Here is a 16,056-nt window from a genome sequence, read left to right on the forward strand (position 1 = left end):
GTAGCACGTAAGGCATAAATCAATGATAAGTTGCCTCCAATCAGTATGCCTTCAGCTTCACCTGTTTTATTTAGTTGATGTGGTTTTAATTTGTAATGAGGTAGCTCTCCATGCAGAATATTGAACAAGTGTTCCATGTCTTCTTCGTCCTCTGCTTTGTCTGGAAAGTTCTTTGGCATGGGACCATGAATGGAAGCGACACCAATCTTATTTTGCAAAGCGGCATGTAATACAGTAATATCGCTGTAGCCAACAATCCATTTAGGATATTCCAGGTAATGAGTAAAGTCAATCTGATCAATGATGCGAATGGTTCCATAGCCGCCTCGCGCACAAAAAATTGCATCTATATCTTTACTGTTCAACATATGCTGCAAGTCTGCAGCCCGGTGCTCGTCATTACCGGCATACTGATGGAGGGTATTACAAGCATTTTCACCTATCACGACTTTGTAACTGCGCTTGTGTAATAACTTCTCAGCAAAGTGAATGGTTTCAGCATTGATTTTACCAGCCGGAGCTACGATGCCAATAGTTGAGCCTTTTTCGAGGGATTTTGGGAATATCATGGTATCAGGTTGTTAGTTTTTCTTTCCCGCAGATTACGCGGATTAACGCAGAGAATTACTTTAATGAATTGAATCTTCTGCGAATATCTGCGTTATCAGCGAAAGATATTACAATATTAAGGATAGAAACACGTAGACGCAAAAACATGGAGAATTATTTTCTATGTACTTCTGATATTCAAATTTATACGAAATAAACTACTGGCTACTGACTAAAAAACTAGCTGACAATTGTATCTTTGCGCAATTAAAATAAACCATAGAATATAAGGTTGTAAGCAACCATAAAACAATTCAAGCAGAATGAAGCAAGCTGGAGATTTCAAAAGAACATTGGTAACCACGGCGTTACCTTATGCCAATGGGCCTGTTCATATTGGTCACTTAGCGGGTGTATATGTACCGGCTGATATTTATGTGCGTTACCTACGCCTTAAAAAGGAGGATGTTGTGTTGATTGGAGGCTCTGATGAGCATGGTGTACCTATCACATTAAAAGCCAAGAATGAAGGCGTAACACCACAAGATGTTGTGGATAAGTTCCATGGTATAATCAAAGATTCTTTTGAGAAATTTGGTATTTCGTTCGATGTGTATTCACGCACAACCAGTAAAACGCATTACGAAACAGCCAGTGAGTTTTTTAAGACCTTATACGATAAAGGTGAGTTTGTTGAAAAAGAGTCAGAACAATATTATGATGAGGAAGCCAAACAATTTTTGGCCGACCGTTATATAACAGGTACTTGTCCGCATTGCAAGAGTGAAGGTGCTTATGGTGATCAATGTGAAAGTTGTGGTACTTCATTAAATGCGACAGACCTGATTGATCCTCGTTCAGTAGTGTCTGGAAGCAAGCCTGTTATTAAAACCACTAAACACTGGTATTTGCCATTAGATAAGCATGAACGATTCTTGAAAGAATGGATTTTAGATGGCCACAAAGAATGGAAATCAAACGTATATGGTCAGTGTAAGTCATGGATTGACTTAGGATTACAGCCTCGTGCGGTAAGTCGTGATTTGGATTGGGGAGTACCTGTTCCGGTTGAAGGCGCTGATGGTAAAGTGTTATACGTTTGGTTTGATGCGCCAATTGGTTATATCTCTGCTACTAAAGAGCTAACACCAGAATGGGAAAAGTACTGGAAGAGTGAAGATTCACGCATGCTGCACTTCATTGGGAAAGATAATATTGTATTCCACTGTATTGTGTTCCCATCTATGTTGAAAGCGGAGGGAAGCTACATTTTACCTGAGAATGTACCTGCCAACGAATTCTTGAACCTTGAAGGTGATAAGATTTCAACTTCACGCAACTGGGCTGTGTGGTTGCATGAGTATTTAGTTGATTTTAAAGACAAGCAGGATGTATTGCGTTATACATTAACAGCCAATGCACCTGAAACCAAAGACAACGATTTTACCTGGAAGGATTTCCAGGCACGTAATAATAACGAGCTGGTTGCTATCTTAGGTAACTTTGTGAACCGTGCCATTGTGTTGACACACAAATATTATGATGGAGCTGTTCCTGCGCAAGGTGAATTAACCAATTACGATAAGGAAACTTTAAATGAGATTCCTGTATTGGTGAAGAAGGTAGAAGAGGCCTTGGATAACTTCAAATTCCGTGAGGCAGTGAAGGAAGCCATCAATTTAGCGCGTTTGGGTAATAAATATCTTGCTGATACTGAGCCTTGGAAACTCATCAAAACTGATGGTGAGCGCGTGAAGACAATTATGAATATTGCTCTTCAAATTACAGCTAACACTGCTATATTGATTGAACCTTTCTTACCATTCACAGCTAAGAAAATGCAAAACATGCTGAACCTTGATGGTTTAACATGGGAAGCGTGTGGTAACCTTGATTTTATTGCTGAGGGTCACCAGGTAAACAAACCTGAGTTGTTGTTCGAAAAGATTGAAGACGAAACCATTCAGGCACAACTGGACAAGTTGGAGCAAACTAAAATAGATAACGAAGCTGCTAACAAAACAGCAGCGCCTGCCAAAGGCAATATCGAGTTTGACGATTTTGTGAAGATGGATATTCGTGTAGGAACCATTATTGAAGCAGAGAAGGTAGCTAAGACAAAGAAATTGCTTCAACTAAAAGTAGATACCGGCATCGATCAACGTACGGTCGTTTCGGGTATCGCTGAGTTCTTCAAACCGGAAGATATCATTGGGAAGCAAGTTAGTATTCTGGTTAATCTTGCTCCTCGTAAAATTCGTGGTATCGAATCTCAGGGCATGATTCTGATGGCTGAGGATGCGACAGGCAAATTGGAGTTTGTTGCACCTGCTAATGCTGTTAAAGAAGGTTCGGAAGTGAGGTAAGGAAGACAGAAGACCGGGGACTGGTGACAGAAGAAAGTCCGTGGTCCGGATGATATATAGAATCGCATCATTTTATGGTGCGATTTTTTTTGTTCATTTTCCACTTCCTTAGCATCTTCAAGATGCTTAGGAAGTTGCAGTGAAATCTACGATCCTTTTTCAGAATAGACTCTGCACCTCTGCGTCTCTGTGTTAAATGTGTACTGAAGGGTCCGATCCTTTTTACTGACAAATACCATTTCCTTTACTCACATTTTCCCGTAACTTGCAGCACGCAATTGGTTTTAATAACCGTCAAATCAATCCGGATTTTATGTATTTAAAATATATTCTTACTGGCATTGCCTTATTAATTGGTGGTCTATTAGCTGTTCAAGGCAGCATCAATTCACAATTGGGTGGGATACTTAAAAGTCCAATTCAAGCGGCCTTTGTCAGTTTCTTCGTCGGTACTGTAACCTTATTTGTATTGAATGTACTGATGAGAACAGAGTTGCCACCAAAGGCGCTTATTTCAGAAATGCCTTTATATCTGTTTATTGGAGGCGTTATGGGAGCTATCTATGTTAGTTCTGCCATTATCCTTATCCCTAAAATCGGTGTAGCAACCATGTTAGGAGCCTCAATTGGTGGGCAAATGATTGTTGCATCCATAATCGATCATTATGGCTTCTTTAATATTCCGGTTCATGCTATTTCGCCCGGAAGAATTATTGGAATTGTATTGCTGATTGCAGGTGTTTTTTTAATTCAAAGATTTTAGAATAATTCTGTTTAAGTCAGATGAGCAACCTGAATTAAAGAAATTTAGCTTTAATAACTGACTGATTAAGTTTAAGTTGGGGCATTGAGAACACATTTAATGTATGAAGATACTTGCATATGTTATTGATTATCATGCTCTATAACACCATTAAAAACAGTTAAAATATCTAATTAATATCAACAAAAGGTTTATTTTTGCGCCTTGGAAAAAACAAACAGTTACATTATGGCAGATAACACGAAACAACTGTTATTTAGTGATTTTCCGAAAGTATCTACTCAAGAGTGGATGGATAAAATCACGGCAGACCTTAAAGGGGCAGACTTTGAGAAAAAGCTGGTATGGAGAACCAACGAAGGGTTCAACGTACAGCCTTTCTATCGTTCTGAAGACCTTGAATCATTGAATTACCTTGAAAGCCAGCCTGGCGAGTTTCCGTATGTACGCGGTAACAATGCTAAAACCAATAAATGGTTTGTACGTCAGGACATCATTGTAAAAGATGCTAAAGAGGCAAACGAAAAAGCACTAACTGTCCTTACTAAAGGTGTGGATAGTATTGGCTTCGTAATTGAAGACAAAGAGCTTGTTTCAGAAGCTAATATTGAAGCTTTATTAAAGAACATCATTTCTGATGATGTAGAGATTAATTTCAACGCTTGCTGTGGTAACAAGAAGTTGGTTGAATCAGTGGTAGCAGTTCTTAACAAGATGAACCGTACACATGCTAAGGTAAAAGGTTCAATTGATTTTGACCCAATTGGTTCGGTTACTATCAAAGGCAAGGCTTGCCTGGCAACTGATAAAGCCTTGGACCGTGCTAAAGAAATCGTTGAGGTAGCTAAAAACTTCCCGCAGTTCAAAACAATTGCTGTTAATGCGAAGCATTACAACAATGCCGGTGCTTCTATCGTGCAGGAGTTAGCTTTTGGATTGGCAATGGGTAACGAGTATTTATCTCAGTTAACTGAACGTGGCCTTTCAATCAATGAAGCAGCAGCCAACCTAAAGTTCAACTTTGGTGTTAGTGGTAATTACTTTATGGAAATTGCTAAGTTGCGCGCTGGTCGTATGCTATGGGCGAAGATTGTTGAAGCATATAAGCCGACTGGTGTTGAGGTTTGCAAAATGCACGTTCACAGTGAAACTTCTGAGTGGAATAAGACCATCTTCGATCCAAACGTAAACATGCTTCGTACGCAAACTGAAGCTATGTCTGCTTCATTGGGTGGAACCCAGTCTTTAACTGTTCAACCATACGACTCATTATACAAGGATTCTGACGAATTCTCTGAGCGTATCGCACGTAACCAACAGTTATTATTGAAAGAAGAGTCTCACTTCGAGAAGATTGTTGACCCATCAGCGGGTTCTTATTATATCGAAAACCTAACAAACAGCATTGCTGAGCAAGCATGGGCATTGTTTGTTGAGGTAGAAGAAAAAGGTGGTTACTTAGCAGCTATGAAAGAAGGCTTTATTCAGGGTCTTGTTAAAGAAACAGCTGACAAGCGTCGTAAGGCGGTAGCTACTCGTCGTGAAAACCTATTAGGAACTAATCAGTTCCCTAACACAGGTGAAATCATCTCTGGCGACATCGATTTCTCTAAACTAGAGAAAGTAAGTGTATCATGCGAAGGCGAAAAAGAAGTTGAGCCAATCACATTATTCCGTGCTGCTGACCAGTTTGAAACTTTACGTTTAGCAACCGAAAAGGCAGCTAAGCGTCCTAAAGTATTTATGTTGACTTACGGAAACTTAGCCATGCGTTTAGCGCGTTCTCAATTCTCAGGTAACTTCTTCGGATGTGCCGGTTACGAAATTCAGGACAACCTTGGTTTCGAAACTGTAGAGGCTGGTGTTGAAGCAGCTAAAGCTGCTAAAGCAGATATCGTGGTTCTTTGTAGCTCCGATGACGAATACGCAGAAGCAGCGCCTAAAGCTTTTGAATTATTAGGTAACACGCCATTGGTAATCGCCGGTGCACCTGCTTGTGCTGAGGAATTAAAAGCAAAAGGTATTAAGCACTTTGTTAATGTTCGTTCTAACGTTCTTGAAACACTTCAGGAATTCAACGGGATGGTTTTAAAATAAGGAGACAATTATGCGACCAAAATTTAATAACATAGATTTCAAAACCAAGCCTTGCGGAACGACAGATGCAAAAGCTTGGGAACAAAAGCACGGGGTAAAAAAAGACTGGGTTACTCCAGAGCAAATCCCTGTTAAACCAGTATATGGTAAGGACGATTTAGAGGGAATGGAGCATTTAGGTTATGCTGCTGGTTTACCTCCTTATTTACGCGGACCTTACTCAATGATGTACGCGATGCGTCCTTGGACAGTTCGTCAGTATGCAGGTTTCTCTACGGCTGAGGAGTCAAACGCATTCTACCGTCGTAACTTAGCTGCAGGTCAGAAAGGTTTATCTGTAGCATTTGACCTGGCTACTCACCGTGGATATGATTCAGATCATAAACGTGTAGAAGGTGACGTTGGTAAAGCGGGTGTGGCTATCGACTCTATCCTTGATATGAATGTTCTTTTCGATGGTATTCCATTGGATAAGATGTCTGTATCGATGACCATGAACGGTGCTGTATTGCCTGTAATGGCTTTCTACATCGTTGCAGGTTTAGAGCAAGGTGTTAAGTTAGAACAGATGGCTGGTACTATCCAGAACGACATTTTGAAGGAGTTCATGGTACGTAACACATACATCTACCCACCAGAATTCTCGATGAAGGTTATTGCCGACATCTTTGAATATACATCACAGAAGATGCCTAAGTTTAACTCAATTTCTATCTCAGGTTACCACATGCAAGAAGCAGGTGCAACTGCAGATATCGAGTTAGCTTATACTTTGGCCGATGGTTTAGAATACCTTCGTGCCGGTACTAAGGCAGGATTAGATATTGATGCTTTCGCACCTCGTTTATCATTCTTCTGGGCTATTGGTATGAACCACTTTATGGAGATTGCCAAGATGCGTGCCGGACGTATGTTATGGGCGAAGATTGTGAAGCAGTTCAATCCTAAAAATCCTAAGTCCTTAGCGTTACGTACGCACTCACAGACTTCAGGCTGGTCATTAACTGAGCAGGATCCGTTTAACAACGTTGGTCGTACTTGTGTTGAGGCAATGGGTGCTGCCCTTGGTCACACACAGTCGTTACACACCAATGCATTGGATGAAGCGATTGCTCTTCCAACTGACTTCTCTGCTCGTATTGCTCGTAATACGCAGATTTTCATCCAGGATGAAACGCAAATCTGTAAGGCTGTTGATCCATGGGCTGGTTCATACTACGTTGAGTCATTGACTAATGACTTGGTAGAAAAAGCATGGGCTCATATCCAGGAGATTGAGTCATTAGGTGGTATGGCAAAAGCAATCGAGTCAGGTATTCCTAAGATGCGTATCGAAGAGGCTGCTGCTCGTACACAGGCTAAAATCGATAGCAAAACTCAGACAATTGTGGGTACTAATAAGTATCGCTTAGAGAAAGAAGATCCAATCGACATCTTGGATGTTGATAACATGGAGGTTCGTCGTTCACAGATTGAGCGTTTACAGAAGCTTCGTGCTGAGCGTAATGAGGAAGAGGTACAAGCTGCATTAGCTAAGATTACTAAGGCAGTTGAAACTGGTGAAGGTAACTTGCTTGAGTTAGCTGTTGACGCGGCTCAGAAGCGTGCTTCATTAGGAGAAATCTCTGACGCATGCGAAAAAATTGTAGGTAGATATAACGCAGTAATCAGATCAATTTCAGGAGTGTATAGCGCAGAAGCAGCAGACGATCAAGAGTTTGCAAAAGCATCAGAGTTAGCAAAAGAATTTGCTGAGAAAGAAGGCCGTCAGCCTCGTATCATGATTGCCAAAATGGGTCAGGATGGTCACGACCGCGGTGCTAAAGTTGTAGCGACCGGTTATGCCGATATAGGTTTCGACGTGGATATGGGACCATTGTTCCAGACGCCAGAAGAAGCGGCTAAGCAGGCTGTAGAAAATGATGTACACGTCGTGGGTGTATCTTCATTGGCGGCAGGTCACAAGACTTTGGTTCCTCAGATTATTGAAGAACTTAAGAAGTTAGGTCGTGAGGATATTTTAGTAATCTGTGGTGGTGTTATCCCAGCACAGGATTACCAATTCCTTTATGACGCTGGTGCAGTTGCTATCTTTGGCCCTGGTACTTCAGTTGCTAAAGCAGGTTCTGACATCCTGAACTTATTGATGGAGCAGGCTGCGGAATAGTAATTAGAGATTAGTGCGCGGTGCGTCATGCACAGTGCAGTAGATATTGGAAAGCCACCTCGTTATTGGGGTGGCTTTTGATTTTTACGGATTCGATCTTTATTGGCATCTTGTCGATAAAGATCGAATCCTTATTTACATCGAGTTATTTCAATGTTTACTGAGGTTGCTTTTATTGTATATCAAGCTTTCTTGTTATTGGATCGTCTTTCAATAATATGGCTGAAACCAAACCACAGCAATAGCGAATAAATGTAAATGATCATTCCATACATTGTTGGGATCATTGATACTTTGATTCCGGCAGATAAGATCTGGGAAGATACAGGTGTTGTTTCTAAATAGGAGAAAGCATCGTAAAAACCAATAAGCTGACCAAATATGCCTGTAATTAAGGATAATAATCCGATTGATCGACCATACGACATGTTGCGAAGTGCTTGTTTAGCATTTACTTCATTGGACTTGATAAATACTAATAAATGGTAAATCATCCACACTGATAAGCCTAATAAGAATAAGGTAAGCATACCCATAAATAAGGGACCTCCTTGATAAAATAAATCCGTCATTGTTTCTTTTTTAATGTTAATAGCTCATTAATCACATTAATTAGTTAAGTCGACTTATTCAGATTGTTAATGATTAACTTCTGTAACAAAGTAAAGGTTAACAGGTGTTTGAAACAAGGTCGTATCCGTTTTGAAAGTTGTAGTTCGTCGACAAAAGTATTTTTTCTTCGATTTTTTGATCAAATTTAAGCTGTAAATGAATTTTATTAACACGAATCGAATGAAGATTAAATCATCGAATCCATTCTATCATTTCGCATATTGGTGCTTTGTACTTGTAATACTGACCTTAGTTTTTGGTCAAAAATGGGCTAATAATATAGCTGCTTTCTTTTTTATCAGCATGTTAATGCCTATTGTTTTGGGTACATCTTACTTTTTTAATTATCACCTTGTACCACAATTCTTATTAAAGAAGAAGCACTTCAGATTTGGCGTCTACACAGTATATACTATTATTGTATCACTCTATTTGGAGTCCATTGTATTAATGTACTCTTACGTTTATCTGGGCCAATATAGTTTTCATCCTTTGGCTCCCAATGCTTCCGATACAATTTTATTCGCAGTTATTCTTTATATGTTGGTTATAATGGGTTCTGTTTTATTGATGGTCAAACAAATAAAGGAAAAGCAATTATTAATCGAGGAGTTAAGCAAAGAAAACCAAAAGGTGATCAAAGGTGTGCTTGAGATTAAGTCCAATCGGAAGTTGTTGAAAGTTCCATTTGATGAGATTATTTATATCGAAAGTTTGTCGGATTATATAAAGATTCATGCTGAAAAAGGTCATATGTCGAGTAAAGAAAAGATAAGTCATATTATCAATCGCCTTCCTGCGACCTTCCTTCGTATTCATCGTTCTTATATTGTCAATACTCAGAAGATAACAAGTGCTAATCTTAGCGAAATTACATTAACCAATCATACCTTGCCTGTTGGAAGAAGTTATAAAGCAATGGTTAAAGAAAAGGTATTGTGATTAATATTAAGCATCTTTATAAGATCAATTCTAACTCTTATAAAAATGTTCGCAACACTTCTTCAAAGATTCTATGTGCCTGATCAGGGTGATTTTCATTTGTCAGGTAATTTTACTTTAGCTGGTTTAACCATTGCAGTAGGATTATCGGCAGTTATAACAACACTGGCAGCCTATTTATATGCTTTACTGGTAACCTTTATTCCATTTATCTATCTAAATGCCTTAATCACTGGAACGTTTGGCCTTATTATCGGCTATACAGTTGTTTATACAAGTAGAATATCTTTGATACGAAATGGAAAGGTTCGTTTTTCAATTGGACTTATTTTTAGTTTTGTAGGTGTGTTTGTGCAATGGATGGTTTACCTGTTCTTTTGGGTAACCGGAAAAATACCTCTGCAGGAAACCATTCAAGAAGGTTTATTTATCCTTGACCCTGTTGTGTTAAAAAACTTGTTGTTGGATCTTTACACCTATGGATCGTGGAGCATTTTTGGCATTACAGTAAATGGTGTGTTTTTACTCTTAATCTGGATTGCCGAAGCAGTAATCATAATTGGAGCCCCCCTATTAATTCTTCTCAAACATCCGATAAGTCCTTTTTCTGAAAAACTAACCCGGTGGTACCCTAAAAAGATACTGGCGCAAGACTTTGCCTATGTTTCAGGTATTAACTCATATATCAAAGAACTTCGGGACTCAAATGCTTCTAACCTGTTGCATTATCCAAAGGGAGATGGACATCGCCATTCCAGGGTTAGCCTTTATTATATTGATCAGGAAGAGAGAGCTTATCTTTCAGCTGATAATATCTACATTACCAGTGGCGATAAAGGGAGCAAAGACATTGATCCGATTGTTCGATTTGTGGCTATTCCAAATCAAGTTGCCAAACAACTGCTTGATAAGTATGGAGTCAGGGAATGGTCGTACGAGGATATTCTGCATTAGTAGGAGTTAAGAAGCCATATTGTAATAGGAAGAGAGAGTTTCGAACCTTAGTCCCCTATTATTTACATCAGTGACTAATGAGCAAGTAATATTGCTTTTATTTTCGGGCTTGTCACCAAAACGGATGTTTTGCGTGTTATCTATTAAAACCAAATAAAAGATGAAACGACCATATAAGTTTGATTATTCCAATTGACATACGGGAGGAAGATCAGATTTATGTGCGAGTTCCATATGGCAATTGAAAAATAAATTTATAATCATATGAAATATAGAATTACACTGGTGTTGACCGTTTTAGTCAACCTATATTCGCATGCCCAGATTAATAAATTAAAAGATTGGCTGAAACAACCTGTTGATGAACGAACTGATCTAAGTCAAGCACCATTTGCCAATGAAGCCCTGTCTAAGAAAGAAGCAAAAGAAGCAGGCGACTTGCTTTATGCTGATGCACAGCAACAGTTTGCCACAAAATACAATGATCAGTGGGAACAGAGAGAACTAAAATTTCAGGATCATGTGATGCCATTTTACTACAATGTATTTGGTGAAAAGCCTGAGGATGGCCGAGCCTTATGGTTATCATTACACGGTGGTGGTGGAGCTCCTGCAGAAGTGAACGATCAGCAATATAATAACCAAAAGCACCTTTACGATAAAACCATGAAGGATATGGAGGGTGTTTATTTAGCCATGCGGGCCCCAACCAATACATGGAATATGTGGCATCAGGATGATATCGATGATTTTATCAATATCCTTATCCAGATGGCTGTGATTAAAGAAGGCGTGAATCCTAATAAGGTTTACCTTTTGGGTTATTCGGCAGGTGGTGATGGCCTGTATCAGTTGGCACCACGTATGGCCGATCGTTTGGCTGGAGCTTCCATGATGGCAGGGCATCCGGGTGATGCCTCTCCCAATAACCTGTATAACCTGCCTTTTGCCTTGCATATAGGAGGTAAAGATGCAGCTTATAATCGTAATGGACTGGCGCGCGAATGGAAAGATACTTTAGATAGTCTGTCTACGGCCAATCCGGGCCATTACGTGCATCAGGCGGTGATACACGAAGAGTGTGGTCATTGGATGAAACTACAGGATGCAATGGCATTGCCATGGATGGCACAATATCAACGCAATCCATTTCCGGAGAGGGTGATTTGGCGACAGGATAATCGCTACCATGAGCAGTTTTATTGGTTGTGGTGCCATAATTTCCAACCACGTGCCGGAAAACAGATCGTAGCTGAATACAATAAAAAAGACAACTCCATTAACATCTCAGAGACCTATATGGACGCTATTCAGGTAATGTTAAATGATAAGATGCTAAACCTAAATAAACCAGTTGTGTTTAAAAAAGATGGAGAGGTAGTCCAAAAGATCAAACTAAATCGCACTATTAAGTCAATTTACGAATCCTTGAGTGTGCGCATTGATCCGGAGCATATCTTTAGTACTAAAGTGGAGATGAAATTGTAGGATTTCTTCAAATAAAATAGAGAAGCCACCTTGTTGGGTGGCTTTTATATTGGAATTAGTTCATATGCCTTAACACTGCGTCTATCAATTTTTCGGAGTATTTATAGATATCATCGAGTGTCTCAATGTGAATTCTCTCTTCTTTTTTGGCGTCATCAAATAATCCTAAATATTTCTTACTACCATTAAGATGAAGCCTGCATACAGGCTTGCGGTTGTTATCATCGACTAATATACCGAAATATGATTGAGTATCTCGGAACACTATTCTATCAGCTTCAATCTTGGTTCGTACAATAGAACGGACAATATGGTAGCCTTCGATTTCCTCTTCAGTTGTTACGATTTTATTTTCTTCCGTTTCATCAACAATTTCTTCGACAACTTCTTCTTCTTTCTTAAGTGCAGAATGCAGTCTGTCGTTGACAATCTCTTTAATGGATTGATTAGTTGCCTTTTTTACTATGTTAGTAAGTTGCTCAAGAACCTTTGCTGTTATCTTTCCCTTATAGATTTGTTTTCCGAAGAAACGAACAAATTCCTCAGAAGGCTCGTTAAGTTCTTTCTCTAATATTTCTTTAATAGCCGATGAGTATTTTAATTCGCTGGCACTATCAATAATTTTATCAACATCAAAGTTTGTCTTTTGAAACTTACGCAATTCGTTTATCTCGTGATCTTTTAAGTTTTCGAAATCAATGATTAAGAAAGGCTCAGTGTCCATCTTATTTGCTTCTGCCAAATCAGTATAGAATCTATATTCCGCGCCATTTGTAAGCAGACCAAATCGAGCTTTACTTACATGAAAATATCGATGGAGCTGGGAGTTATGAACGTCCAGATTCTCCTTCCAATGTTTACATTCAATAATCATTATTGGTTGATTGTCCTGCAAAATTGCATAATCTACTTTTTCTCCTTTTTTTGTTCCTATATCAGCAACATATTCAGGAATAACCTCCATAGGATTAAAGACATCATATCCTAATAATTGGATGAAAGGCATTATAAGACCATTCTTGGTTGCTTCTTCAGTTTGTAAGTTTGGCTTAAGAGATTGTACTCTTTCTGTGAATGTTTTAAGGTTCGTTTGAAAATCCATCGTGAGTTAGTTTATAGTTCAATAAAAATTTAATGATCCAATTTATATAATATTGTCAAATAAACAAATTGAATTAATCTAGACTCTTAAATTAGATTTTCAGTTGATGCTTTATGTAATGTGCGAAGATGTTGATTTAATTTAGTATCTATTTATACTGAATACAAATTGAGATATATGAGTTGAGGTTAATATTTAGTATTGGGTTTAAATATTAACCTCAAATAACTTTTGTTTATTCATAGGTATTGAAAATTCATCGATAACCATTTATTTCTTATGAATAAAGTTATTTTTTAATATTAAACATATGCGAAGTCAAGCTCATCCTTGCACAAAGATTGATCTAATCGTCCAAAATTAACTCCCAATATCCCACATCGATCCATTGATTAAATTTCCGGCCTACCTGGGCAAATTGCCCTATCTTTTTAAATTCAAATTTCTCGTGCAGGGCCACACTGGCTTCATTAGGCAATGAAATGCCTCCAATGACAGCATGAATATTCTTCGCTTTAAGTTTATCAATCAAAACAGAATAGAGCTTTGATCCAATGCCTTTACCTTGCACCTCAGGATGCAGATAAACTGAACTCTCAACCGAGTGTTGATAAGCTTTGCGGGCTTTCCAAGGACAGGCATAGGCGTAGGCTACAACCTCTTGTTTGTCAACGTAAACGAGATAAGGATATTTTGGGTGGATATCCTTTATGCGCTTTTCCATTTCATCCACTTTTACAGGGTCGAGTTCAAACGTGGCTATGCTATGTGTAATGTAGTGATTATAAATACGGGCGATGGCTTTGGCATCCGATGGTTTAACAGGTCGTATCATCTTTTTGAATGGAGTTTGGAGTAAATTTAACCCGGATTATGCATTGGAACATCGTAGTGAGCATTGAAAATACAATAAAATAAGCATTTACTGAAATGAGTCGTAGCACCGCTACGGTGAATTGAAGCAAATGAACGAAGAGCTTTGTTTTGAAGTAGTTTCGATGCGTAATAGGTTTTCTAATGCATATTGCGGGTTTAACATTCTTCGAAGAAAAAAGTAAAGCCCGGATGACGTTTCAAACGGGCTTTTACTGAGAGATAAACCTTAAAATATTACAATGAAAGTCATTCAAATGTGAATGACAACGAAGTAATCCTTTTTTATTCCACGGTAACTGATTTTGCCAGGTTACGTGGTTGATCCACATTACAACCGCGCATGACGGCAATGTGGTAAGATATAAACTGAAGCGGAATACATGTCAACAAAGGAGCAATGGCTTCGTGGCAATCAGGTACTTCAATCACATGATCGGCCATTTTCTTTATCACACCATCACCTTTGGTAACAATAGCAATCACTTTACCGTTACGGGCTTTCACTTCCTGTATATTACTTACGATCTTTTCGTAAGACTTATCTTTGGTTGCCAATACAAATACCGGCATATTTTCATCGATTAAGGCAATCGGACCGTGCTTCATCTCAGCCGCCGGATAGCCTTCAGCATGGATATAAGATATTTCCTTAAGTTTTAAAGCTCCTTCAAGTGCTACCGGAAACAGATAGCCTCGTCCCAAATAAAGTGCATTATTGGCGTCTTTATAGGTTTCTGAGATTCGTTTAATCTCCTCCTCTGATTGCAGGATGGTTCTGATTTTATCAGGTACCTGCGTCAACTCACCAATCAGTTCTTTATAGTCAATGTCAGATAAGTGGCCTTTTGTTTTTCCAAGCATCAGTGCCATCATCGTCAATACAGTTACCTGAGAGCTAAAAGCTTTGGTTGAAGCTACCCCAATCTCAACACCGGCATGGGTGTAAACCCCAGCATGAGTTTCACGTGGAATTGAAGAACCGGCTACATTGCAAATTCCTAAAATGGTAGCACCTTGTTCTTTAGCCATCTTAATAGCTGCGAGTGTATCAGCAGTTTCACCACTTTGAGAAATAGCGATAATTACATCGTCTTCGTTAATCACCGGGTTACGATAACGGAATTCACTGGCATATTCCACTTCAACAGGTGTGCGGGCAAATTCTTCAAACAGGTATTCACCAACCAGACCGGCATGCCACGATGTACCACAAGCTGCAATTATAATGCGACGCGCCTGCGATAGCTTTGGTAATACATCGATAATACCACCTAAGAAAATTTTGGAATGATCCAATGAGATACGTCCCCGGAAGGTATCTTCGATGGAGATAGGCTGCTCATAAATCTCTTTGAGCATAAAGTGCTCGTAAGCTCCCTTATCAATTTCATCGATGGTTAGATTAACCTTTTGAATCTTTGGTTTGAGGGCATCATTTTCGATGCTTTTAAGTGTCAGATTATTCCTGTTGATAACCGCCACCTCTTCATCGTTCATATAGATGACTTGATCGGTATATTCAACAATAGGTGTTGCATCTGAAGCCAGAAAATATTCTTTTTCGCCAACGCCAATTACCAATGGACTACCTTTACGCGCAGCAATCAGCTGATCTTTTTCATCGGTGCAGGTGATAACCAGACCATAAGCACCAACTACTTTTGTTAAGGCTAATCGTACAGCCATTTCAGCATTGACTTCTTTACTGATGTAAATATTTTCAATCAGGTTGGCCAATACCTCGGTATCTGTTTCACTTTGAAATTCATAACCGCGGCTAACTAATTCATTCTTCAAGTGGGCATAATTTTCGATTATACCGTTGTGCACTACAATGAATTTGCCATTTTGCGACACATGTGGGTGAGCATTATTATCGCTTGGCTCGCCATGGGTGGCCCAGCGTGTGTGCCCCATACCAATGGAACCCGAAATGGACTTTCCTTTAGCATGATTCTCCAAATCTTTAACCTTCCCTTTGCACTTGTAAACGTTGACTTCACTGTTGATAAGTGCTATACCGGCAGAGTCGTATCCTCTGTACTCAAGCCTTTGTAAGCCTTTTACAATAATCGGGTAAGCTGTTCTGCCACCAACATATGCTACAATTCCACACATAGTTTTCTTCTTTGTATCAAAA

General features: G+C 39.1%; 12 protein-coding genes. 7 read left to right on the top strand and 5 right to left on the bottom strand.

Annotation, left to right across the window (positions count from 1 at the left end; all coding sequences use genetic code 11):
- On the bottom strand, window positions 1-569 hold a 569-nt coding region (locus tag AC4MRQ_RS03820), incomplete at its 3' end, for a S66 peptidase family protein (RefSeq protein ID WP_491196321.1).
- A gap of 303 nt (window positions 570-872) precedes the next feature.
- Between AC4MRQ_RS03820 and metG the strand changes: the two genes are divergently transcribed.
- The 4 genes from metG to scpA all read left to right on the top strand — a co-directional run bounded on the left by metG (window position 873) and on the right by scpA (window position 7,942).
- Window positions 873-2,915, top strand: a complete 2,043-nt coding sequence (gene metG, locus AC4MRQ_RS03825; protein ID WP_491196322.1) for a methionine--tRNA ligase — start codon at window positions 873-875, stop codon at window positions 2,913-2,915.
- 313 nt (window positions 2,916-3,228) lie between these two features.
- On the top strand, window positions 3,229-3,678 hold the full coding sequence (locus AC4MRQ_RS03830) for a DMT family transporter (protein WP_491196323.1): 450 nt from the start codon (window positions 3,229-3,231) through the stop codon (window positions 3,676-3,678).
- A 228-nt stretch (window positions 3,679-3,906) separates the two neighbouring features.
- Window positions 3,907-5,775 carry a methylmalonyl-CoA mutase small subunit gene (gene mutA, locus AC4MRQ_RS03835; RefSeq protein ID WP_491196324.1) on the top strand — a complete coding sequence of 623 codons (1,869 nt, stop codon included), beginning with the start codon at window positions 3,907-3,909 and terminating at the stop codon, window positions 5,773-5,775.
- Between the two features lie 10 nt (window positions 5,776-5,785).
- Window positions 5,786-7,942: a methylmalonyl-CoA mutase gene (gene scpA, locus AC4MRQ_RS03840; RefSeq protein WP_491196325.1), complete on the top strand. Its 2,157-nt coding sequence runs from the start codon at window positions 5,786-5,788 to the stop codon at window positions 7,940-7,942.
- Window positions 7,943-8,124: 182 nt separating this feature from the next.
- Here scpA and AC4MRQ_RS03845 read toward each other — a convergent pair whose 3' ends face one another.
- Window positions 8,125-8,514, bottom strand: coding sequence for a MotA/TolQ/ExbB proton channel family protein (locus AC4MRQ_RS03845; protein ID WP_491196326.1), 390 nt, complete (start codon window positions 8,512-8,514; stop codon window positions 8,125-8,127).
- 220 nt (window positions 8,515-8,734) lie between these two features.
- Between AC4MRQ_RS03845 and AC4MRQ_RS03850 the strand changes: the two genes are divergently transcribed.
- The 3 genes from AC4MRQ_RS03850 (at window position 8,735) to AC4MRQ_RS03860 (ending at window position 11,938) form a co-directional block, all read left to right on the top strand.
- Window positions 8,735-9,496 (top strand): LytR/AlgR family response regulator transcription factor, encoded by a 762-nt coding sequence (locus AC4MRQ_RS03850; protein ID WP_491196327.1) that lies wholly within the window; start codon window positions 8,735-8,737, stop codon window positions 9,494-9,496.
- A 45-nt stretch (window positions 9,497-9,541) separates the two neighbouring features.
- Complete coding sequence (locus tag AC4MRQ_RS03855; RefSeq protein ID WP_491196328.1) at window positions 9,542-10,450, top strand: hypothetical protein; 909 nt, start codon at window positions 9,542-9,544, stop codon at window positions 10,448-10,450.
- Window positions 10,451-10,714: 264 nt separating this feature from the next.
- The gene (locus AC4MRQ_RS03860) at window positions 10,715-11,938 is read left to right on the top strand and encodes a hypothetical protein (protein WP_491196329.1); all 1,224 of its coding nucleotides are present in this window, start codon (window positions 10,715-10,717) and stop codon (window positions 11,936-11,938) included.
- A gap of 55 nt (window positions 11,939-11,993) precedes the next feature.
- On the opposite strand, the gene AC4MRQ_RS03865 is transcribed toward AC4MRQ_RS03860, so the two are convergent.
- From AC4MRQ_RS03865 to glmS, 3 genes are all read right to left on the bottom strand, one after another.
- On the bottom strand, window positions 11,994-13,040 hold the full coding sequence (locus AC4MRQ_RS03865; RefSeq protein ID WP_491196330.1) for a type I restriction endonuclease: 1,047 nt from the start codon (window positions 13,038-13,040) through the stop codon (window positions 11,994-11,996).
- Window positions 13,041-13,386: 346 nt separating this feature from the next.
- On the bottom strand, window positions 13,387-13,875 hold the full coding sequence (locus tag AC4MRQ_RS03870; protein ID WP_491196331.1) for an arsinothricin resistance N-acetyltransferase ArsN1 family B: 489 nt from the start codon (window positions 13,873-13,875) through the stop codon (window positions 13,387-13,389).
- A gap of 323 nt (window positions 13,876-14,198) precedes the next feature.
- Window positions 14,199-16,034, bottom strand: coding sequence for a glutamine--fructose-6-phosphate transaminase (isomerizing) (glmS, locus tag AC4MRQ_RS03875; protein WP_491196332.1), 1,836 nt, complete (start codon window positions 16,032-16,034; stop codon window positions 14,199-14,201).
- Window positions 16,035-16,056: the final 22 nt, after the last annotated feature.

The sequence above is a fragment of the Carboxylicivirga sp. genome (genome assembly GCF_982718395.1).